The sequence below is a fragment of the Kitasatospora sp. NPDC058032 genome, from assembly GCF_042885845.1.
Taxonomy (GTDB): Bacteria; Actinomycetota; Actinomycetes; order Streptomycetales; family Streptomycetaceae; genus Kitasatospora.
In genome coordinates this window covers 199,764-221,825 of sequence record NZ_JBHVRK010000006.1, presented here as the reverse complement: position 1 = coordinate 221,825, position 22,062 = coordinate 199,764, and the positions used below count along the sequence as shown (strand labels likewise).

Below are 22,062 nucleotides of genomic sequence, written 5' to 3'. Positions count from 1 at the left end.
ACTTCACCCCCCCCCCCCTGCGGGTTCCGCCCGGCTTCGTGCGCCGGCCCCCGCACCCGGCCGCGGGGGCGGGGGGGGGGGGGCCCCCCCCCCCCCCCCCCCCGGGCCGGGCCCTACACCGGGTCAGGCGGTCAGACGGTCACCCAGTCACCCCAGGAACCGGGAACCGGGCGGGTCTTGTACCAGCGCCGGCCGTCGATGCCCATGACCGAGATGGTCACGCTGGACGCCGAGGGCGAGATGGCGATGTACGGGGTGTCGAGCGCCCACTTGCCGCCGAAGTTCTGCCAGCTGCTCAGCGAGCCGCCCGGGTAGCTCCAGCGAGTCCAGACCGCACCGTCGATGCCGATCACGAACAGCTGCCGGGTGCCGTCGGACAGGTTCCACCAGGTCTCGCCGCGGTTGGGGTCGGCCAGGTCACAGACGTACTGGCCGCCCCAGCTGAAATGGCTGCAGACCGAGACCGGCGAAGCCTGCGCCGTCGGCGCCACGCCCGCGATCGTGCCCGCCACCGCGGCCGCCACCAGCAGCCCCTTGAACCGGTTCTTCATGATGTTCCCTCCCCTTGGTCGTTCTACCGAGAAGACGCGGAAAGACACCGCCGGCCGCGGAGTCCGCTCCCCCGCCGGCGCGTCCGTCCATGGTCGCAGGGGTTGACATGTCATGGACAGACCAGCTTTCTGGGGTGCCGGATCACCCCGAATGAGAGTCAGGACTCCGCTTTCCCGGACTCGAGGGCCGGGGCCGTCGGGCGGGGACGACGGCGCCCCCGCCCCCTCCGGAGAGGGGACGGGGGCGCGTGTACGCGGGTGGTGCTACCGGCCGGTGGAGGCGTGCACCCGGTCGGCGGGGTCGTCGTCCTCGACCGGCTCCGGCTTGCCGGACGGGTGCGGCACCCGGACGGAGCCCGGGACGCTCCGGCCCTTGCGGGCGGCCTCGGCGAGGGCGAGCTGCCGGTCGGCCTCGGCCTGGATGGCGTCCTTGTCACCGATCTCGGCGTCCGGCAGCGCGTCCGGCAGGATGTCCTCCAGCAGGCGCAGCGGCCGGTAGGCGAGGCCGAGCAGGCCCCAGACGAAGAGCACCAGGCCGACCACCACGAGCAGCAGTCCGGCGCCGCGGCCCGGCCCGGTGCCGAGCACCAGGCCGACCGAGTCGGCCAGCGCGCCGCCGGGGCGCATCATCGGCTCGAAGACGTGGTCGGAGAGCGGGCCCGCGGTGAGGAAGCCGAGCGGCATCATCGACATGGCGAGCATCTGGTTGGTCGCCAGGACGCGGCCCTGGAGCTCCATCCCGACCTTGGTCTGGATCAGCGCCATCCAGTGCGAGTTGAGGATCATCATGGCCGACCAGAGGACGAAGAGTCCGCAGGCGGTCAGCACGGTCTCGGGCCGGCTGCCGGCCAGCACGGCGGCGAGGCCGACCACCGAGGTGAAGCCGATCATGCCGATGGTGCGGCGGCGGGTACCGCCCCAGAGCCCCATGACCAGGGCGCCGACCATGGCCCCGAGGCCGCCGAGCGCGGTGATGACGCTGAGCTGCAGGGGCGTGCCGCTGGCCAGCACCATCGGGGTGATCAGCACGGTGGCGACGGCGAACAGGTAGTTGAACACCACGAAGAAGACCACCATCGCAACCAGGCTGTGCCGACGCGCGATGTACCGCCAGCCGGTGACGACCTCGCGCCAGAGCGGCTCCTCCTGCTTGTCGAACATGGCGTCCGGGAAGCGGACCAGCAGCAGGCAGGTGACACCGGTGAGGAAGGTGACCATGTCGAACAGCACGACGCCGTGCAGGCCGATCAGCGTGACCAGCACGCCGCCCGCGAGGATGGCCATCATGTCGCCCGCGCCGGTGCCGAGCTGGGCGAGGCCGTTGGCCTGGCCCAGGTAGCGCTTGGGCACGAGCTGGGTGATCGAGGCGAGGTAGGCGGGCCGTTGGAAGGCTCCACAGGTGGAGCCGATGCAGGCCACCACGTAGATGTGCCAGATCTCGAGCAGGTCGGCCCAGAGCAGCAGACCGAGGCCGAGCATGCCGGCGGCGGCCACGGTGTCCGTGATGATCATGATCTTGCGCCGGTCGACCCGGTCGGCGAGCGCGCCGGCGACCGGTAGCAGCAGGACGGCCGGCAGCACCGCGATGAACGAGATCATCGCGAAGTCGAAGGCCGAGTTGGTCTGCTGGTAGACCCAGACGCCGAGCGCGAAGGTCGACAGACTGGTGCCGATCATCGAGACGAACTGGCCGATCGCCACCTTGGCGAAGATCCCCAGCTCGGCCCGGGCGGCCGGGCGCTTGACCGCGGCCGGGGTGGATATCTTCCCGGTGGCGGCGAACTCCGCCAGCACCCGGGCGAGTTCGTCGGCCTGGTGCTTGAGGAAGTAGTGCCCGGCGCGCGGCACGACGGCGAGCTCGACGGTGTCGCCGAAGTGCTCCCACTCGGCGTACCGCTCCTCGTAGAGCAGGGTGGCGCGGTCCTTCTCGCCGACCACGCACAGGATCGGGGCGTCGATCTTCTCCGGCCGCGCGTCCCCGTAGGCGCGGGTGTAGAAGTCCTCGGCCTGCCGCACGTCGTGGCGCAGCGCCCGGACCAGGAAGTCCTGCTCGGCCTGGTCGTAGACGTCGGTGAAGCCGCCCATGGCGCGCAGGTACTCCAGGTAGCCGCGGTTGGACAGCACCCGGTCGCCCGGCATCCGGCGGGCCATCCACTCGGCGAAGCGTCCGGGCAGCCGGGCGGCCGGGAAGGTGCCGCCGAGCGCGAGGCCGCGCAGGTCGACGCCGGCCGCCTCCAGCCGGGCGCCGAGGGCGGTGGCGAGCGCGCCGCCCAGGCAGTGGCCGTAGAGCAGGACCGGGCCGTCGACCTTCTCCAGCACCTGGGCGGTCAGCTCGTCGGCGAGCCCGTCCAGCTCGGCGAGCTCGTCGTCGGGGCGGCTCGGGTCGTGGCCGGGCAGTTCGACGGCGTACAGCCGGTGGCCGGCGGGCAGCGCGTCGGCGAGCGGCTGGAAGGTGATCGGGCTGCCGCCGCCGTAGGGGACGCAGACCACGTTGATCCCGGCCGGGGCGTTGCCGCGGGTGAGCTTGTGCAGCAGGCTGCGCGGGCCCTCGTCGGCGGTGCCGCCGGCCCGGGCGTCGATCAGCGCGGCCAGCTCGTGCACGGTGGGGTGCTGGAACAGGTCGATGACCGACAGGCCGTCACCGATCAGGCGCACGGCCTTCACGGCGGAGAAGGAGTCGCCGCCGAGCGCGAAGAAGTCGTCGGCCGCGCCGATCTCCTCGGCCTCCAGCACCTTGCGGTAGACCTCGGCCACCGCGTGCTCGGTGTCGGTGGTCAGCTCGCCGCCGCCGGAGACCGGCTGGGCGGCGACCGGCTCGGGCAGCGCGGCCCGGTCGACCTTGCCGTTGGCGTTCAGCGGCAGGGCGTCCAGGACGACCAGGGCGGCCGGGACCATGTAGTCGGGCAGCCGGGTGCGCAGCGCGGCGCGCAGCTCGCCCGGGTCGGGCGCGGCGGCCGGGTCGGCGGGCACCAGGTAGCCGACCAGGGAGCGGGCGGCGCCCTCGCCGCGGGCGACCACGACGGCCTCGCGCACCTCGGGGCGGGCGGTCAGCTCGGCCTCGACCTCGCCGATCTCGACCCGGAAGCCGCGGATCTTGACCTGGTGGTCGATCCGGCCGAGGAACTCGATCGCGCCGTCGGGGCGGCGGCGGACCAGGTCGCCGGTGCGGTAGGCGCGGTGGCCGTCCACCTCCAGGAAGCGCTCGGCGGTGAGGTCGTCGCGGCCGAGGTAGCCGCGGGCGACACCGCCGCCGGAGACGTACAGCTCGCCGGGGACGCCGAGCGGGACGGGGCGCCGGTGCGCGTCCAGCAGGTGGGCGCGGACGTTGCCGAACGGCCGGCCGAGCGGCGCGGTGGCCGCGTCGCCGAGGTCGGCGGGCACCGGCATGCCGAGCATCGAGACGGTGGTCTCGGTGGGCCCGTAGTGGTTGTGCAGCGGCAGGTCGGGCCGGGCGGCGCGGATCCGGGCCACCAGGTCGGGCCGCAGCGCCTCGCCGGCGCAGATCAGCAGCCGGGTGGGGAGGATCGCGCCGAGGCCGGTGCCGTGCGCGGCCAGGCCCTCCAGGTGGCTGGGGACCAGCTTCATGGCGTCGATCCGGTGCTCGGCCGCGTAGGCGGCGAAGGCGTCCGGGTCGGTGGCCTGGTCGCGGGTCAGCAGGTGCAGGCAGCCGCCGGCGGTGAGCGCGCCGAACACGTTGGTGGTGCCCAGGTCGGCGGCGAAGGTGGAGACCAGCGCCCAGTTCCAGCCCTGCTGGTCGCCGCCGATCCGCTCGCGCAGGCCGTGCAGGTAGTTGCGGTAGTTGCGGTGCTCGACGGCGACGCCCTTGGGCGCGCCGGTGGAGCCGGAGGTGAAGATGAGGTAGCAGAGGTGCTCGGGGCGGACGTCCGCCCCGGGCGCGTCGGCGCGCTCCTCGCCGTCCGCGACGACCACCGGCAGGTCGGCGGTGAGCCGCTCGCGCAGGTCGTCGGTGGTGACGACGGCGGCGGCCCCGGCGGCGTCGAGCAGCGCGTGGATGCGCCCGTCCGGATAGACCGGGTCGAGCGGCAGGTAGGCGCCGCCGGCCTTGAGGATGCCGAGCATGCCGACCACCAGGGCGGCGGAGCGCTCGACCAGCAGGCCGACCGGGCGGTCCGGGCCGACGCCGTGCTCGCGCAGCCGGTGGGCCAGCGCGTTGGCGCGCCGGTCGAGTTCGGCGTAGCTGAGGACGCCGTCGGCGCCGCGCACGGCGGGCGCGTCGGGGGTGCGGCGGGCCTGCTCCTCGACCAGGCCGTGCAGGGTGCCGTCGAGGTCCCAGGTGCGCAGGGCCTCGTCGTCCCAGGCGGTGAGCTGCCGCTGCTCGGACGGGGTGAGCAGGGCCAGCTCGGCGAGCGGGCGGTCGGGGCCGGCGGCCATCGCGTCGAGCACCGTGGTGAGGTGGCCGAAGACCCGCCGGACGGTGGCCTCGTCGTACAGCTCGGTGCGCCAGACGAGGTCGGCGGCGAGGTCGCCGCCGGTGTCGACGACGGCCACCGACAGGTCGAACTTGGCGGTGTCGGTGCCGATCGGCTGCCAGTCGACGCTGTGGCCGGGCAGCTCGGGGCGGGCCTCGGCCTGGTTGTGGACGTTCAGCAGGACCTGGAACAGCGGGGTGTGGGCGAGTTCGCGCTCCAGGCCGAGGGCGTCGATCAGCCGCTCGAACGGCAGGTCCTGGTGGCCGTAGGCGCCCAGGGTGGCGTCCTTGACGCGCTCCAGGAGCTCACGGACCGTCGGGTCGCCGGAGAGGTCGGTGCGCATCGCCAGGGTGTTGACGAAGCAGCCGACCAGCGGCTCGGTCTCGCTGCGGGTGCGCCCGGCGATCGGGGTGCCGACGGTGACGTCCTCGCTGCCGGTGTAGCGGCCGAGGACGGTCTGCAGGGCGGCCAGCAGCACCATGTAGACGGTGCTGCCGGTCTGTTCGGCGAGGGCGCGGATGCGGCGGCTGCGCTCGGCGCCGAGCTCCGCGGTGAACCGGGCGCCGGTGGTGCCGGCGACGGCCGGCCGCGGCCGGTCGGCGGGCACCGTGACGGTGGCGGTGGCGCCGCGCAGGCGCTCCTGCCACCAGGCCTGCTGGCGGTCGAGTTCGGCGGCGAGCTCGGTCTGCTGCCAGTGCGCGACGTCCGCGTACTGGACGGGCAGCGGCGTGAACGCCGGGGCGGTGCCGGTGCGGCGGGCGCCGTAGGCGGTGGCGAGGTCGCCGAAGAGCACGCCGATCGACCAGCCGTCGGCCGCGATGTGGTGCAGCACCAGGCTGAGCACGGCGCCGTCGCCGGTGCGCAGCAGGGCGGCGCGCAGCGGCAGGTCGGCGGCGAGGTCGAACGGACGGCGGGCCTCGGTCTCCAGCCGGGCCTCGATCTGCTCGGCGGGGACGTCGGCGGTGGTGAGGGTGAACCGGTCGGCGGGCAGCGCCTCGGGGCGCACCTCGCCGTCGACCTCCGGGTAGACGGTGCGCAGCACCTCGTGCCGGGCGAGGACGTCGGTGAGGGCGGCGGCGAGGGCGGCCTCGTCGGGCTCGCCCTCGATGCGCAGGGCGAGCGGGATGTGGTAGGCGGCGCTGTCCGGCTCGTACTGGGCCAGGAACCACATCCGGCGCTGGGCCGAGGAGAGCGGCGCCGGGGTTCCCTCGGGGCGCGGGGCGATGGTGCGGCGGTCGGTGCCGCCACCGGCCGCGGCCGCCTCCTTGGCGGCCTTGGCCTTGGCGAGGCGGCGGCGCAGCAGTTCCTGCCGTCTGGCGGCCGGATCCGGTTCCGGGACGGTCCCGGCGGTGGGCTGGTCGGTCATGCGGGCTCCCCCGTTCGGGCGCCGGTGTCTCCGGCGGCCGGGCGTGCGTTGGTGGTTCCGGGCTCTCCGGTGTTGCCGGTGGTTCCGGATGCGGTGCGGTGGCTCACTGGGCGCTCCCGGCGGTGGCGTCGAGGCCGAGGTCGTCGAGGTCGTCGATCTCCTCCAGCAGGCGCTCCTCGACGCGGCGGGCCAGGGCGGCCAGGGTCCGGTCCTCGAAGACGACGCGCAGGGGCAGTTCGGTTTCGAAGGTGTCCCGGATCCTGGCGAGCAGCCGGGTGGCGAGCAGCGAGTGGCCGCCGAGCGCGAAGAAGTCGTCGTGCCGGGAGACCCGTTCGACCTTGAGGACCTCGATCCACAGGTCGGCGAGCAGTTCCTCGCAGTCGCCCTCGGGCGGGGCGCCGGCGCCGCCGAGCTGAGGCACCGGCAGCGAGGCGCGGTCGACCTTGCCGGCGGGGGTCAGCGGCAGCGCGTCGAGCAGGACCAGGCCGGCGGGCACCATGTAGTCGGGCAGCCGCTCGATCAGGGCGCTGCGCAGCGCGTCCTCGGTGAGGCCCGGGGCGACGGCGTAGCCGGCCAGGGCCGCTCCGGCCGGGGTCTCGACGAGCCGGGCGGCGCCCGCGGTGACGCCGGGGACGGCGGTGATCGCGGCCTCGATCTCGCCCAGCTCGATGCGGAAGCCGCGGAGCTTGACCTGGGCGTCGGCGCGGCCGTGGTACTCCAGGCGGCCGTCGGCGCGGCGGCAGGCGAGGTCGCCGGTGCGGTACATCCGCGCGCCGTCGGTGCGGCCGGGTTCGGCGGTGAACCGTTCGGCGGTCAGGTCGGACCGGCCGTGGTAGCCGAGCGCGACGCCGTCGCCGGCGATGCACAGTTCGCCGATGCCGTTGACCGGCACGGGCTGCCCGGCGGTGCCGAGCAGGTGCAGCCGGGTGTTGGCGATGGGCGCGCCGAGGGCCACCACGCCGCTGTGGGCGGCGATGTCGGGGGTGACCCGCTGGACGGTGGACCAGACGGTGGTCTCGGTCGGGCCGTACATGTTCCACAGCGTGCCGACCCGGTCGAGCAGGGCGCGGGCGAGGTCGGCGGTGAGCGCCTCGCCGCCGCACAGGGCGGTCAGCCCGGGGCGGCCGGCCCAGTCGGCCTCCAGCAGCATCCGCCAGGTGGCGGGGGTGGCCTGGACGTGGGTGACGCCCTGCTTGTCGATCCAGGCGCCGAGCGCGGTCCCGTCGGTGGCGGTGGCGCGGTCGGCGATCTCCAGCCGGGCGCCGGTGACCAGCGGCAGCCACAGCTCCAGGCCGGCGATGTCGAAGGTGACGGTGGTGACGGCGGCCATCACGTCCCGCTCGGTGAGGCCGGGTTCGCGGCCCATCGAGGTCAGGAAGTTGACGATCGCGCGGTGCGGCACGGCGACGCCCTTGGGCGCGCCGGTGGAGCCGGAGGTGTACAGCAGGTAGGCCGGGTCCTCCGGGCCGACGGTGACGGCGGGCGCCTCGGCGGGGGCGGCCGCGTGCTCGGGGCCGTCCACCAGGACGCTCTCGCGGCCGTGCAGCAGCTCGTCGCCGGCGGTGGCGGTGTCGGCGACCAGCAGGGTGACGCCGGCGTCGTCGAGCACGCCGCGGTTGCGGGCGAGCGGCTGGTCGACGTCGAGCGGCAGGTAGGCGGCGCCGCTGCGCAGCACGCCGAGCAGGGCGACGGGCAGCAGCCGGCCGCGCCGGACGGCGACGGCGACCAGGCTGCCGCGGCCCGCGCCGCGGGCGGCCAGCAGGTGGGCCAGCCGGTCGGCGGCGGCGTCGAGTTCGGCGTAGCTCAGGGTGCCGTCGGCGGCGGACACCGCGGGCGCGTCCGGGGTGCGGGCGGCCCGGGCGGCGACCAGCTCGTGCAGCCGGGCGTCGGGGACCGGCGCCTCGGTGCGGTTGACCGGCTCGTCGGCGGCGAGTTCGGCGGCGGAGAGCATGACCAGTTCGCCGAGCGGGCGGTCGGGTTCGGCGACGGCGGCGGCGAGCAGCGCGACCAGGTGGTCGAGCGCGGCGCGCACCGACCGCTCGTCGTAGCGGGCGGTCCGGTACTCGGCGGACAGCAGCGGGCCGGCGGTCGGGAACTCCAGGAACAGCGAGAGGTCGGTCTTCGCGGTGCTGTTGCACACCTCGGCGACGAACGTCAGGCTCAGGCCGGGCAGTTCGACGCCGGCCACCGGGTGGTTCTGGACGGCCAGCAGCACCTGGGAGATCGGCGAGGCGGTGAGGCCGGCCGAGCCGCCGGAGGCGCGGGCGTGCTCGACGAACGGGAAGCCGCTGTGCTCGGCGGCCTCCAGGACGGCCGGGCGGACCCGGGCGAGCAGTTCGCGGAAGCTGTCGGTGCCGGCCACGTCGAAGCGCAGCGCGACGGTGTTGATCAGCGAGCCGAGCACCGTCTCCAGCTCGGGCACCGGGCGGACGGAGAAGGGGCTGAGCACGGCGACGTCGGTGCGTCCGGTGTAGCGGTGCAGCACCCCGCCGAGCGCGGCGAGCACCGCCATGTAGAGGCTGGCGCCCTCCTGGGCGGCCCACTTCTCGACGCCGGTGACCAGGCCGGCGTCGAGCCGGCGGGCGATCCGGCGGCCGGCGACGTCCTGCGGGTTGGGGTGCGGGCGGTCGCCGGGCAGGTGCTGGTCGCCCTCGATGCCGCGCAGCCGCTCGCCCCAGCGCTCGGCGGCCTCGCGGCCGGCCGCGACGTTGAGCTCCTCCCAGCGGGCGACGTCGGACAGCTGGAGGTCGGGCTCGGGCAGTTCGCCGTCCCGGTAGGCACGGGCGAGCTCGGCGAGGAACAGCCCGGCGGCCCAGCCGTCCATCGCGGCGTGGTGCACGGTGAACAGCAGCTCGTGCCGGTCCTCGCCGGTGCGGATGGCGAGGGCGCGCAGCAGCCGGCCGTTGAACAGGTCGAGCGGGCGGCCGGCCTCGGCGCGCAGCGCGGCGTCGAGCGCCTCCTCGTCGGGCTGCGCGCCGTCGGCCCCGGTGAGGTCGAGCAGCGGCACCTCGACGGCGTACGGCGGGCGGACGTCGGCGTCGACCGGGTCGTGCTCGGTCGGGATCGCGGCTCCGCGCAGCGCGGTGCGCAGCGCCTCGTGGCGGCGGACGACCTCGGTCAGCGCGCGGCCGAGCGCCTCGCGGTCGAGGGCGCCCTCGGCGCGGATCCGCAGCGGCACGTTGTAGAGCGGGCTGTCGTGCTGCATGGACTCGTGCAGCCACAGTTCGCGCTGGAAGTCGGTGGCGCGGGCGGGCAGGTCGGCCCGGCGGTGGGGCGGCTCGACGGAGGCCCGTCCGCCGCCGCCGTTGGCGACCCGGACGGCCAGGGAGGCGATGGTCGGGGCGGCGAAGAACTCGGCGAGCGGGACCCGGGTACCGAATTCGCGCTCGATCCGGGCCAGCAGGCCGGCGGCGAGCAGCGAGTGGCCGCCGAGGTCGAGGAAGACGTCGTGGACGCCGACCTCGGGGACGCCGAGCAGGCCCTGCCAGAGTTCGGCGATCCGGCTCTCGACGGGGGTGCGGGGGGCGACGAACAGCTCGTGCCCGGCGCGGCTGCGGGCGACCGGGGGCAGCGCCTTGCGGTCGGTCTTGCCGTTGGGGGTGAGCGGCATCTCCGCCAGGACGGCGACGGCCAGCGGCACCATGTAGCCGGGCAGCGAGGCGGCGCAGTGGGCGCGCAGTTCGGCGGGCGTCGGCTCGGCGGCGCCGGCGGCGGGCTGGACGAAGGCGGCGAGGTAGTCGCCGGCCTCGTCGCGCTGGACGACCGCGGCGGCGGACTCGACGGCCGGGTGGGTGGCGAGCACGGCCTCGATCTCGCCGAGCTCGACGCGGAAGCCGCGGACCTTCACCTGGTGGTCGACGCGCCCGTGGTACTCCAGGTCGCCGTCGGGCAGCCGGCGGACCAGGTCGCCGGTGCGGTAGCAGCGCAGGCCGTCGACGTGGACGAAGCGCTCCTCGGTGAGGTCGGGGCGGCCGTGGTAGCCGCGGGCCAGGCCCTCGCCGGAGAGGTAGAGCTCGCCGATGCCGCCGTCGGGCACGGGTATCCGGTGCTCGTCCAGGACGTGGCCGAGGGTGCCGTCGAGCGGGCGGCCGATGACCGGCTCGCCGGCCCCGTCGCGGGAGACCAGCGACCAGGTGGAGTAGACGGTGTCCTCGGTGGGCCCGTACAGGTTGTAGAGGCGCTCGACCAGGGGCTGGGCGTAGACCTTGTCGGCCAGGTGACGGGGGAGGGCCTCGCCGGCCAGGTTGACCACGCGCACGGTGCCCGGCAGACCCCCGCCGCCGGGAAGGCCGTCGCCGCGCAGCAGCGCCGCCATGGCGCTGGGCACGGTGTTGACCAGGGTGACCTCGTCCCGGGCGGGCAGCTCGGGCAGGGCGAGGACGTTCTCCGCGACGATGATCGTGCCGCCGACGGAGAGCGGGAGGAACAGCTCGTACACCGAGATGTCGAAGCACACGGAGGTGCCGAAGAGCACGCCGGCGAGGTCGGCGGCGGTGTAGGTGCCGGCCGCCCAGCGGAGCATCGCGTTGACGCCGCGCTGGGTGACCGAGACGCCCTTGGGGCGGCCGGTGGAGCCGGAGGTGTAGAGCACGTAGGCGAGCGCGTCGGTGGTGGCGTCACCGGTGGTGGGGCGCGCGGCGGCCGGGTCGAGCGGAGCGGCGGGGCTCTCGCCGTCGACGTACAGGAGGGTGGCGCCGGCCCCGTTCAGCAGGTGCTCGTGGGCGCGGTCGGTGACCACGACGGGGGCCTGCGCGTCGCCGACCACCAGTTCGAGGCGGTCGCGCGGGTACGCCGGGTCGAGCGGTACGTAGGCGCCGCCGGCCCGCAGCACCGCCAGCAGGCTGACCACGAGGTCCGCCGTTCGCGGTAGGCAGACGCCGACCAGTGTCTCGGCGCGCACGCCGGCGGCGGCCAGCCGTCCCGCCATCGCGTCGGCCGCGGCGTCCAGTTCCCGGTAGGTCAGCCGGCGCGTGCCGTCGATCACGGCGGTGGCGTCCGGTGTCCGTCTGACCTGCGCGGTAACCAGTGCGGCCAGCGGCGCGGCCGGATCCAGCGGGGGAAGTCCCGTCGAACTCATCACTCTCTCCCGAGGGGTGCTGCTGCATCGACTTGTGGTCGGCGAGAAATGGGCGGTGTGCCCTGGGAGATGGTGGGGTAAAGATCTACGAATCACCAGCACATTTCCGTCACTCGTTCGATATGCCGGAAAGATCACCCCCGACACGCCCGCCAGCGGTGCTCAAGTGTGACGGTTCGTTGGCGATTTCGTACACATTGTCAGGCGCCTTGGCAGGGACAGTGCGGACCGATACGGTCTCTTTCGACACCCCGTCAGCTACGGGCACGCATGCCCTGACGTCGGTGCAAGCGGATTTCCGCCTTCCGAATTGTCGGAGGACGGTCAACTTCAGGCCATTCCGCCGCGCCGGCGGAAGAGCTCAGGAAGGGCCCCCGGAAGGCCTCGGCGGGACCACTGCGGTCCACCCCGCCGGACCGCGCCCGCACCGCTTCGGAGCCGGCCCCGCGAGGCGCCAGAATGGACCCATGTCCCGACGCCGATCCGCCGAGCGCGCCACCGCCCCCGCGCCGCGCCTGCTGCCCTCCTCGCCCTGCCCCTGCGGCCTGCCCGCCAGCTACGCCGAGTGCTGCGGCCGGCTGCACCGCGGCCAGAACGCCGCGACCACCGCCGAGACCCTGATGCGCTCGCGCTACAGCGCCTTCGCCGCCCGCGACGAGGCCTATCTGCTGCGCACCTGGCACCCGGACACCCGGCCGGACTCGGTCGACTTCGACCCGGGGCTGCGCTGGCTGCGGCTGGAGGTGCTCTCCACCACCGAGGGCGGGCCGTTCCACGCCGAGGGCACGGTGGCCTTCCGGGCGCACTACGCGGACGGGCGGGAGGAGGGCGTCCTCACCGAGCACAGCCGGTTCGTCCGGCACGAGGGCGCCTGGGTGTACCTGGACGCCCTCTCGCTCGACTGAGCCGCCCCCTCCCCCGCCCGCCGGCCCCGGCTACAGGTAGTCGTCCAGCCGGGCCAGCGCGAAGCCCTGCGCGGTCACCTCGTCGACCACCTTGCGCAGCAGGTCGGGCATGGTGCCGTTCCACAGGTCGGTGCCGCGGAAGTGGGTGAGGATGATGTCACCCGGGTGGAGCCGCTGGTCCTCGTAGCGGTACTCCATGTGGTCCGGGAACGCCTCCTCGTTCCACAGCGGCACCGCCTGGACGCCGCAGGAACCGGCCGCCCGCAGGGTGTCCTCGTTGTACTCGCCGTACGGCGGACGGAACAGCCGCGGTCGGGTGCCGATCTGCTCCTCCAGCTGGTCCTGCTGGCGGCAGATCTCCTCGTGCTGGGTGCCGTAGTCGAGCACCTTGAGGTTGCGGTGGTTGATGGTGTGGTTGTTCACCGCGTCGCCCTGGGCGGCCAGCCTGCGGAAGTAGCCGTAGTCGGAGCGGGCCAGGTAGTCCGCGACGAAGGTGGACAGCGGGACGCCCAGTTCGGCGGCCATCCGGCTGAACTCCGGGTCCTTCTCGGCGCCGTCGTCGACGGTGAGGAAGACGATCCGCTCCTCGGTCGGCACCCGGTAGACCACCGGCGGCAGCCCCTCCGCGAGCTTCACCCCCTGGGTGGCGAACAGCGCCGGGCGGCTCGCCGGGGGCGGCGGGGCGGGCAGCGGCGGCCGTGCCAGGCCCCACCGCGCGGCCGTCTCCAGCGCCGTCCTGGCGGCGCGCGCCTTGCGGGCCACGGCTTCGCCGCCGGCCTCCTCCTCGGCGCGGGCCGGGCCCGGCAGCACCAGCGGCGCCGCGGCCGCGCGCGGCCCGCCCCGGTCCGCCGACGTGCCCTCCGCGTTTGCCGCCGCGCCCGCTGCCGTGCTCGTCGGCGCGCTCCTCGGCGCGCTCGCCGCGGTCCGCTCGGCCGAGGGCGCCGCGCCGCCCCCGCCCGGAGCGCCGCACCCCGCGACCGCGGCGGCCAGGCACACCGCCGCGACCAGCCCGTTGCGCCCCCGCCGCGCCTGCCGCCCCGCCAATCCCCCACCAGTACGACTATCTGATGGTCTATCCATAGCCCCACTGCTCCCCCGCCACGCCGACCGCCCAATCCCCCCGTCACCCACCCGGCCCACCAGGGCGTGGGCGATCGAGAGGATGATCGAAAAGGGCTCGCAACAGGGTCGGCGAGCGACCGATAATGCGCGCATGACGATCAGCACGCAGCGCAGCACCACCGAACTCTGGGCGATCGCGCCCGCCGATGTCGGGTCCACCGAGGCCCTGGCGCTGCTGCGGGACTACTACGTCGACGTCGCCAACAGCTACTACCGGCTGCACCTCGGGCGGGACGGCACCCCCGAGGAGATCGAGACCGGCCTCGCCGGCTCCCCCAGCGACGACCTCGCCCCGCCCACCGGGGTCTTCCTGCTCGGCCGCTACGCCGACGAGCCCGCCGCCTGCGCCGGACTGCGCGTCATCGACGCCACCACCGTCGAGCTGACCCGGGTCTACGTCCGGCCGGTCCGACGCGGCACCGGCGGCGGCGCCCGGCTGATGGCCGCCATCGACGAGGCGGCGCGGGCGCTCGGCGCCGAACGGATCGTCCTGGACACCCGGCTCGACCTGGTGGAGGCCCGCACCCTGTACACGCGGCACGGCTACCGGGAGATCCCCGCCTACACCGACCGCCCGTACGCCGAGATCTGGTACGCCAAGGACCTCACCCGTGCAGACCGTTGAGCTGCTCTGCGACCCGCCGCTGGACCGCGCCGTGCGCGCGGTCTGGCGGCAGCTCGCCGACGGCGGCGTGGACAGCCTCGCCCACAACCCGCACCCCGGCCACCGCCCCCACCTCACCCTGGCCGCCTGCGCGGGGATGCCCGCCGAGGCGGTCGAGCGGCTCGACGAACTCCTCGCGGACGCCCTGCCGCTGACCGTCCGCCTGACCGGCCTGCTCTCCTTCGCCGCCCGCAGCCGCCGCCGGGTGCTCAGCTGGTCGGTCGTCCCGACCCTCGAGCTGCTGCAGCTGCACCACCGGGTCTGGCAGGCCCTGGAACACGCCGAGGAGCCCGACCCCCACTACGTCCCCGGCCGCTGGTCCCCCCACCTCAGCCTCACCCGCCGCCTCCCCCCGGACGACGTCACCCTCGCCCACACCCTCCTCGGCCGCCACCCCGACCTCACCGGCACCTTCGACACGGCCCGCACCTTCGACTCCGACACCCAGCAGACCCGCCCCCTGGGCGCCTGACCCGCCGCCGCGCCGAACGGCACGCTGGGCCTCGGTCGGCACAACGCGCGCCGGAACATCCGGAACATGATGAACGCTCGGCCCACGTGCCGACACCGGCACGAGCGAGCATGCCGCCACATCACGGCGGGGTCAGCAGCCGGGGCCGATCGGCGCAGACGCTGTCAGGGCGAGCGCCGCGATCCGCAGCTCGGCGTCCCTCGACAAGTCTCGCCGCCAGTCTGCGCAGGCCGTGGCGCCGCGCCAGGCCCCGGGCGGGCAGCTCGATCCCGGACTCGGCGAGTGCTTGCTCGAAGGCGCTGCGGATTTCGTGGTCGCCGGCGTCGCGCGGCCGGCCGGCGAGCTCGCACAGCGTCGGAGTGTCGAGTCCGGCCGCGAGCGCGTCAGCAGCGATCATCGGCAGGTCCTCCGGGCGGACTTCATCCGCTTGATAGCGGCACGCCACCTCACCCGGAATCGTGAGCCCGCTCCGCGTCGGGGCTTCCGCTTCCGGTGTCGTTCCTGCCGCTCCCATGAGTTCCACGATGCCGGCACCGTTCCCAGGAAGGCCGGCCAGGGGGCGTGTCCGCCGCGCTCGGAGCTGGGGGGCGTCACCCGGTGCCGGCCGGTTGTGCGTGGGTGGGAGCGCCGGCCGGCTGCTCCGCCGAGGTGAGCGTGGCGATGGTGATCGCGGCCGTCTTGCGACGGGGCCGACGTGGGGCTATCCGCGCAGGGCTGCCGCCAGTTCGACGGTGTCGGGTGGGGTGGCTCCGGGGCGGGTGACGGTGAGGGTGGCGGCGGTGGTGGCGCGGGTGAGGGCGGTGGGGAGGTCGGCGCCGGTGTGGCGGGCGTGCAGGAGGGCGGCCGTGAAGGCGTCGCCGGCGCCGACGGTGTCGGCGACCCGGACCGGGCGGGCGGCGGCCTCGATGCGGCGGCCGTCGGCGGTGAGCGCGAAGGCGCCGGCCGGGCCGCGGGTGACCGCGACGGTGGCCGGGCCGAGGCCGAGCCAGTGGTGGGCGGCCTCCTCCGGGGTACGGCCGGGGTAGAGCCAGGCGAGGTCCTCGTCGCTGGCCTTGACCAGGTCGCTGAGCGCCACGCAGCGCTCGACCCGGCGGACGGCCTCGGCGTGCTCGCCCATCAGCGCGGGCCGCACGTTCGGGTCGTAGCTGACGGTGGCCCGGCCGTGCCACCGCTCGACCAGCGCGAGCACGGCCGCCGCGCCGGGCGGGGTCACGGCCGCGATCGAGCCGATGTGCAGGTGCCCCGGCGGGACGGGGAGGTCGCCGGCCGGGAGGGTCCAGCCGATGTCGAAGGTGTAGTGCGCCCGGCCCTCGGCGTCCAGCCGCACCACCGCCGACGGGGTGCGCGGGCCGGTGGCGGCGGCGGACGGCTCGCGCAGCAGGGTCACCCCGGCCGGCTCCAGGTGGGCGCGGATCAGCCGGCCGTAGGGGTCGTCGGCGAGCTCGGTGAGCAGCCCGACCGGCTCCCCCAGCCGGGCCAGTCCGTACGCGACGTTGGCCGGGCTGCCGCCCGGGTGGACGGTGTCGGGCGCGCCGTCGGTACGGACGACGTCGGCGACGCACTCGCCGATCACCACGAAGTGCGGGCTGGTCACGGGGCTTGCTCCTGCCGGTCCGGTGGGCCGGCGGGGCTGCGGTCGGCCGGCGCGGCTGCCCAGCCTACGAGGCGGCGGGCACGGCGGGAACGGCGTGCGGGCACGAGTACGGCCGCCGGTCCTGGCCAGGCGCTCCGGCGGCCGTGGCCCCGCCCGTCAGGGGGCGGAGCTCTTCGACGATATGACACTGCGCAGCCGCTCGGCTACCGAAGTGCTCCATCCGGGCGACGCCGCGTGTCGCATCGATTGTCGGAGCCCTCTGCTACGGTCCGTGCCCAGTAGATCGCTCACCGGAACCGGGGCCCGCTCCGGCGCCGGGAGCGGGTCCGTTCGACAGGAGAGCTTCGACACGAGAGAGGTGATCGCCTTGTCCTGGCGCCGTTCCGTCCTCACCGCCGCGCTCGCGCTGGCCGTGCTCCCGCTCGGGCCCGCCCCGGCGGCGGGCGTGCCGACGGCGGGCAGCGGGGACCCCGTGTTCCCCTCGCTCGGCACCACCGCCTACGACGCGCTCGCCTACGACCTCGCGTTCGACTACCGCCCCGCCGACCGCAAGGTCGACGGCACCACCGTGCTGACCGCCCGGGTGCTGAAGCGGTCGACGGGCCTGGAGCTGGACGCGCTCGGCCTGGACGTGCACGCCGTGCGGGTCGACGGCCGCCCGGCCGGCTTCCGGGCGCACGAGGAGAAGCTGACCGTGCTGCCGACCCGACCGGTGCGGGCGGGCGCCGTGCTGCGGGTGGAGGTCGTGTACACCGCCGACCCGCGCGCGGCACTGCCGCACACCGGGTGGGTGGTGACTCCGGACGGTTTCGCGGTGGCCGGGCAGCCGGACGGCGCGCACACCGTCTTCCCGTGCAACGACCGGCCGGGCGACAAGGCCCGCTTCGCCATCGCCGTCACCGCGCCCGACGAGCTGTACGGCGCGGCCAACGGCCTGCTCACCGCCACCGAGCCGCACCCCGACGGCACGACCACCCGGCGCTACGTCTCGCGCGAGCCGATGGCGACCGAGCTGGTCCAGGCCTCGGTGGGCCGCTACACGGTCCGCGAGCGTCGGGGCCCGGACGGCCTGCCGCTGCGCGACGTCGTGCCCACCGCGCGGGCCGCCGACCTGGAACCGGCTCTCGCCCTGACGCCCGGCCAGCTGGCCTGGGCCGAGCAGCACCTCGGACGGTTCCCGTTCGAGACCTACGGGCTGCTGCCCGTCGACACCGACGATCCGGCGGCGTTCGGCTTCACCGGGCTGGAGACGCAGACGCTGACGCTCTACAAGCCGGACTTCCTGCGCCGGGCGGAGCCGCTGATCGGCTCGCACATGATGCACGAGCTGGTGCACTCCTGGTTCGGCAACAGCGTCACCCCGGGCAGCTGGGCCGACCTCTGGCTGAACGAGGGCCATGCCGACTTCTACGGGCTGCTGTACCACTACGAGCGCGGCTGGCCGGACTCCGGCGGCTTCACCACGCTCACCGACCGGATGCGCGCCGTCTACGCCCGGGGCGACCAGTGGCGCCACGACTCCGGTCCGGTGGCGGCGCCGACCGCCGCGACGCTGTTCGACAGCCAGCGCTACACCGGGGGCGCGCTGGTGCTGTTCGCCCTGCGGGAGCGGGTCGGGCCGGAGGTGTTCGACCGGATCGAGCAGGCCTTCCTGCGGCGCCACGGCCACGGCACCGCCACCACCGCCGACTTCCTGCGCACGGCCGACGAGGTGTCCGGGCAGCCACTGAGCGCTTTCCTCCACCCATGGCTCTACGGCGAACGGACCCCGCCGATGCCCGGTCACCCCGCCTGGACGGTGGACCAGGTGGATCCCGGCGTCGCCCGGGAGACGGGAGGTGTGCCGCACGGGTCGGGGACGCTCTGAGCGGTTCGGGGAGGCGGCGGCGTGGGGCGGCGGCGTGGGGCGGCGGCGTGGGGGGGGCGGGCGGCGTGGGGCGGGCGGACCGCCCGGTCAGGCGCGCCCTGCCGGTGCCCCCGGGCGCCCTTCGCGCGCCCTTGGCTGGCCGTGGTGGGGGGCGGATCGTGGTGGCCACGGCCCGCCCGCCGCCCGGCCGAGTCCCGGCCGGCTCGCGGGCCGTCCAGCATCCGCCTCCGGCTGCACCCGGCTGCCCCTGGCCGCTCCCGGCCCGCTCCCGCCCTGCACCGCGACGCCCCGTCCCGCCGCCCCGGCACCCCTGTGGAGCCCCGGCCGGACCCTGCGGCAGAGTGGACGGGAAAACCGGACCGCCGAGCGGGGCAACCCGGAGCGGACCCCAACGCGTTCAGCAGCCGTGAGAACGACAGCGAGGACCCGGCGGCCACGGCCGACCGGCAGGACCGCCGCCGACGTGGCGGCACGGGTGACGGAAACGGCGGCGGGAACGGCATGGCGGGGGCAGCGGGATGAGGAACGCGACACCGGACTTCGAAGAGTTCGTTGCCGCCCGCAGCCCCCGGCTGCTCCGGATGGCCTGGCTGCTGACCGGCGACCCGCACCTGGCCGAGGACCTGTTGCAGACGGCGCTCGCCAGGGTGTGGCCTCGCTGGGAGCAGATCTCCATCGACCGGCCCGAGGCGTACGTGCGCCGGGTGCTGGTGAACTCGCACGTCTCGTGGTGGCGCCGTCGCTGGCACGGGGAGCTGCCGCACGAGCAGCTGCCCGAGCCGCCGGCGGCCGCGGACCCCTTCGACGACGTGGTGATGGGCCAGGTGGTGGCGGCCGCCGTCCGGGCGCTGCCGCCCCGGCAGCGGGCCGTGGTGGTGCTGCGCTTCTTCGAGGACCTCAGCGTGGAGGACACCGCCGAGGCCCTGGGCTGTACCACGGGCACCGTCAAGAGCCAGACGCACCGCGCCCTGCAGGCGCTGCGCGGTCGGCTGCCCGCCCGGGAGCTGCTCATGAACGGAGGTGGTCGTCGTGACGGATCCTGAGTTCACCGCTGCGGACGCCGGGGAGCGGGAGACGGCCGAGGACCGCGAGGTGGCGGACGAGCTGCGGGTCCTGCTCCAGCTGGCCGCCCCCCAGCTGCCCTCGCCCGAGGACCGGATGCAGCGCGTGCTGGCCCGGGTGCTCCGGACCCGCCGCCGTCGTCGCCGCGCCGCCCTCGCGGGCGGACTGGCCGTCGGACTGACCGCCGCCGTACTGGCCGCGGCGCCCGCGCTGGCGCCCGGACCGCCGGCCACCGCGCTCGGCCCGGCCGCCTCCGGCCCGCCCGCCGACGCGTCGCCGAGCGCCTCGCCGGAGAGCGGGGCCGCCGACCAGCGGACGGTCCGCTTCCGCGGGCTGGACGACATCGCCGTCGACGTTCCGGAGGGCTGGTACGACCTCACGGTCCTGCCCGCCCCCAACCATCAGGAGCCCGTCGGCTACCTCGCCTCCCAGCAGCTGTCCGACGAGTCCGCCTGCCCGACCCGCGTCGGCCTGCAGGACTCGGTCTGCGTCTCCGCGGGCGGGCTGTCCAACGGCGGCGTGGTGCTCGCCCTCCGGCTGGTGCGCGATCCGGGCGCCGTCGGCAAGTACGGGGGCGAGGAACTGCTGCGCCCCGCGCTGAACGACGAGGACTGCGGGGTGATGGGCGGCACTCAGCGGGTGATCGGCTTCCGGAAGCTCGTGCTGGGCGGACGGCCGGAGGTCGTCCAGCTGACGGGCTGTCTGCGCCGTCCGTCGAAGGAGACGCTCGCGACGCTGGACACGATGGTCGCCTCGGTCCGCCCGGCCGGACAGGCTTCGGACGGCCCGCTCACCCCGTCCGCCCTGGCCGCCCCGACCACCCCGGCCGACCGCACGAAGTGACCACCCACGAGACGTGACCGTGGGGGCGCGCCGCCGACCCCGGCGCGCCCCTGAACCGCGGCCGGGCCGTGACCCGGGTGGCGGAGCGTCGTTGGAGGGGGCATGAAGAAGCGCAGCATGCTCGCCGTCGCCTCGCTCGCCGTCGGCGTCGTGGCCTCCCTGACCGCCCCCAGCGCCCACGCCGCCGGCCTCGTCGGCCAGGGCGACCTGACCGGACCGCTGCAGAGCGGGCCGCTCGCCTCGGTGCCGAACGCCCTGCCGGGGCAGGTCGGGGACGCCACCGGGGTGGTCGGCCAGACCACCGGCCACGTCACGGGCGAGGCGCCGGGGCTGGTCGGCCTGCCGGTCTGACCGACGGGTGCGTCTCGGCCCATCGCTCAGCCGAGCGGGGTGCCGAGGTCCTGGGTCCAGTAGGAGCCGCCGGGGCCGGTGGCCACGCCGATGCCGACGTCCTTGAACGCGCAGTCCAGCATGTTCGACTGGTGGATGCCGCCGTCCATCCAGCGGGAGAAGACCACGGCCGGGGCGCTCGGTCCCCGGTCGAGGTTCTCGCCCCACTGCGACCAGCGGTAGCCGGCTGCGGTCAGCCGGGTGTCCGTCCGGCTGCCGTCGGGAGCGACGTGGTCGAAGAAGTTGCGGGCGGCCATGTCCTCGGAGTGCTTCTGGGCGGCGGCGTGCAGCTTCGGGTCGATCCGCAGCGGGGCGCAGCCCCGCCGGGCCCGCTCGGCGTTGACCAGGTCGACCAGCTGGCGCTCCGGATTGGCCGGGACGGCCGGGGCCGTGCTCGGCCGGGTACTGCTCGCGGTGGGCGTGAGCGCCGGACCGGTCGTCGCCGCCGGTGGATCCGCCGGGGCGGGCACGGCAGTGGCCGACAGGGGTGCGCTCGGGCTCGGCGCGGCGGGTGCCGGGGGCGGCAGTGCCGGGGCCGACGGGGTTGATGCTGTCCGGTCCGGGGCGTCCAGGGCGGTGGCCGGGGTGCTCGCTTCCGGGGCGGGGTCGCCCGGTCCGGAGTGCTGGGGCCAGACCATCGCGAGCGTCGCCGCCGCGAGCACGGCCGCCGTCCCGCCCGCCAGCACGGTCTTCCGGCGGGCGTACCCGGCCCAGCCGCCGGTTCCTCCGGCCGGGTCGGCGGGCGGTGCGCCGGGCGGCGTGCCCCCCGCGGTACCCGTCGCGCCCGTCCCGCCCGTGGCACCCGTCGCGCCCGTCGTCTGGAAGACCAGCCCGTGCGGGCCGTTCAGCGGCACCGGAACGAGCGCCAGCCCGGCCAGCAGCCCCTCCGCCGGGACGAGGTCGCGCCCCAGCCCGTCGCAGGCGGCGCAGCCACGGATGTGCCGGGCTATCCGCTTGCGCCAGACCGAGTTCGGCGTGCCGTCCCAGCCCGCCGTCAGCTCGGCGAGTTCCGGGCAGCGCGGGTAGGCGGAGAGCGCGCGGACCACCACCCGGCCGGCCTCCAACTGCTTCTTCATCCGCTGGACGCGCACGGCGGCGTGCTGCGGCGTCAGGTCGAGCGCCTCGGCGAGTTCGGCGCGGGTGAGTTCACCGCCCGCCTCCAGCCACCAGAGGGCGAGCAGGTCCCGGTCGTCCGGGTCCAGCCAGCGGGTGGCCTCGGCGACCTCGCGGCGCTGGCCGGAGAGGCCGAGCCGGAGGATGGTCAGGTCGGTGAAGTCCGCGCGCGGGTCGGCCAGTTCCCAGCTCTCGTCCAGGCCTCCGACGGCGGCCTGCTGCTGACCGGTCGAGCGGCTGCGGACCTGGTTCATGGTGATCGCGACCAGCCAGGACCGGAACGCCTCCGGGTCGCGCAGGCCCGCCAGGCCGTCCAGGGCCCGGATCATCGTCTCCTGGGCGACGTCGTCCACGTCGGCGTGGCCGTTCAGCGCCCGGCCGGCGACGTTGTAGACCAGCGGGAACCAGGCGGCGACCAGCGCCTCGCGCGCCTGCGGGTCGCCCGCCTGGGCCGCGAGCACCAGGGTCGTCCCGGTCCTGCTCTGCACGTCTACGTTCATGGGTCCGCACTCCGTCTTGCTGTCGTCCGTCCGCCGCTGCCTCCTCGGAGACTTCTGGAGAGTGCTCAGATAACAACAATTCACGCTGATTCGGAAAATCGGAGCC

The 22,062-nt window shown here is 75.3% G+C and carries 14 protein-coding genes; 7 read left to right on the top strand and 7 right to left on the bottom strand.

Going from position 1 to position 22,062, the window contains the following annotated elements:
* Nucleotides 1-131: 131 nt before the first annotated feature.
* The 3 genes from ACFVUH_RS13100 to ACFVUH_RS13090 all read right to left on the bottom strand — a co-directional run bounded on the left by ACFVUH_RS13100 (nucleotide 132) and on the right by ACFVUH_RS13090 (nucleotide 11,424).
* Nucleotides 132-551, bottom strand: coding sequence for a hypothetical protein (locus ACFVUH_RS13100; RefSeq protein ID WP_387913021.1), 420 nt, complete (start codon nucleotides 549-551; stop codon nucleotides 132-134).
* 264 nt (nucleotides 552-815) lie between these two features.
* Nucleotides 816-6,347: an amino acid adenylation domain-containing protein gene (locus tag ACFVUH_RS13095; RefSeq protein ID WP_387913019.1), complete on the bottom strand. Its 5,532-nt coding sequence runs from the start codon at nucleotides 6,345-6,347 to the stop codon at nucleotides 816-818.
* 103 nt (nucleotides 6,348-6,450) lie between these two features.
* On the bottom strand, nucleotides 6,451-11,424 hold the full coding sequence (locus ACFVUH_RS13090; protein ID WP_387913017.1) for an amino acid adenylation domain-containing protein: 4,974 nt from the start codon (nucleotides 11,422-11,424) through the stop codon (nucleotides 6,451-6,453).
* 467 nt (nucleotides 11,425-11,891) lie between these two features.
* On the opposite strand from ACFVUH_RS13090, the gene ACFVUH_RS13085 reads away from it, so the two are divergent.
* On the top strand, nucleotides 11,892-12,329 hold the full coding sequence (locus tag ACFVUH_RS13085) for a YchJ family protein (RefSeq protein WP_387913015.1): 438 nt from the start codon (nucleotides 11,892-11,894) through the stop codon (nucleotides 12,327-12,329).
* A 30-nt stretch (nucleotides 12,330-12,359) separates the two neighbouring features.
* Here the strand turns inward: ACFVUH_RS13085 and ACFVUH_RS13080 are convergent, their stop codons facing one another.
* Nucleotides 12,360-13,373 carry a polysaccharide deacetylase family protein gene (locus tag ACFVUH_RS13080; RefSeq protein WP_387913013.1) on the bottom strand — a complete coding sequence of 338 codons (1,014 nt, stop codon included), beginning with the start codon at nucleotides 13,371-13,373 and terminating at the stop codon, nucleotides 12,360-12,362.
* Nucleotides 13,374-13,542: 169 nt separating this feature from the next.
* Between ACFVUH_RS13080 and ACFVUH_RS13075 the strand changes: the two genes are divergently transcribed.
* Both ACFVUH_RS13075 and ACFVUH_RS13070 read left to right on the top strand, forming a co-directional pair.
* Nucleotides 13,543-14,076: a GNAT family N-acetyltransferase gene (locus ACFVUH_RS13075; protein WP_387913011.1), complete on the top strand. Its 534-nt coding sequence runs from the start codon at nucleotides 13,543-13,545 to the stop codon at nucleotides 14,074-14,076.
* Entirely contained in the window at nucleotides 14,063-14,587 is a 525-nt protein-coding gene (locus ACFVUH_RS13070) for a 2'-5' RNA ligase family protein (protein WP_355361414.1), read from the top strand. The genes ACFVUH_RS13075 and ACFVUH_RS13070 overlap by 14 nt, the downstream gene beginning before the upstream one ends.
* A 121-nt stretch (nucleotides 14,588-14,708) precedes the next feature.
* On the opposite strand, the gene ACFVUH_RS13065 is transcribed toward ACFVUH_RS13070, so the two are convergent.
* Both ACFVUH_RS13065 and ACFVUH_RS13060 read right to left on the bottom strand, forming a co-directional pair.
* Nucleotides 14,709-15,110, bottom strand: a complete 402-nt coding sequence (locus ACFVUH_RS13065) for a hypothetical protein (RefSeq protein ID WP_387913009.1) — start codon at nucleotides 15,108-15,110, stop codon at nucleotides 14,709-14,711.
* Nucleotides 15,111-15,287: 177 nt separating this feature from the next.
* Nucleotides 15,288-16,181: a carbohydrate kinase gene (locus ACFVUH_RS13060; protein ID WP_387913007.1), complete on the bottom strand. Its 894-nt coding sequence runs from the start codon at nucleotides 16,179-16,181 to the stop codon at nucleotides 15,288-15,290.
* A 358-nt stretch (nucleotides 16,182-16,539) separates the two neighbouring features.
* Between ACFVUH_RS13060 and ACFVUH_RS13055 the strand changes: the two genes are divergently transcribed.
* The 4 genes from ACFVUH_RS13055 to ACFVUH_RS13040 all read left to right on the top strand — a co-directional run bounded on the left by ACFVUH_RS13055 (nucleotide 16,540) and on the right by ACFVUH_RS13040 (nucleotide 20,304).
* Complete coding sequence (locus tag ACFVUH_RS13055; RefSeq protein WP_387913005.1) at nucleotides 16,540-18,048, top strand: M1 family metallopeptidase; 1,509 nt, start codon at nucleotides 16,540-16,542, stop codon at nucleotides 18,046-18,048.
* Nucleotides 18,049-18,566: 518 nt separating this feature from the next.
* Nucleotides 18,567-19,091 carry a SigE family RNA polymerase sigma factor gene (locus ACFVUH_RS13050; RefSeq protein WP_355361422.1) on the top strand — a complete coding sequence of 175 codons (525 nt, stop codon included), beginning with the start codon at nucleotides 18,567-18,569 and terminating at the stop codon, nucleotides 19,089-19,091.
* A complete protein-coding gene (locus ACFVUH_RS13045; RefSeq protein WP_387913003.1) occupies nucleotides 19,078-19,953 on the top strand; it encodes a hypothetical protein in 876 nt (291 codons plus the stop codon). The genes ACFVUH_RS13050 and ACFVUH_RS13045 overlap by 14 nt, the downstream gene beginning before the upstream one ends.
* 102 nt (nucleotides 19,954-20,055) lie before the next feature.
* On the top strand, nucleotides 20,056-20,304 hold the full coding sequence (locus ACFVUH_RS13040; protein WP_355361426.1) for a hypothetical protein: 249 nt from the start codon (nucleotides 20,056-20,058) through the stop codon (nucleotides 20,302-20,304).
* A 26-nt stretch (nucleotides 20,305-20,330) separates the two neighbouring features.
* On the opposite strand, the gene ACFVUH_RS13035 is transcribed toward ACFVUH_RS13040, so the two are convergent.
* On the bottom strand, nucleotides 20,331-21,956 hold the full coding sequence (locus tag ACFVUH_RS13035) for a sigma-70 family RNA polymerase sigma factor (RefSeq protein WP_387913001.1): 1,626 nt from the start codon (nucleotides 21,954-21,956) through the stop codon (nucleotides 20,331-20,333).
* Nucleotides 21,957-22,062: the final 106 nt, after the last annotated feature.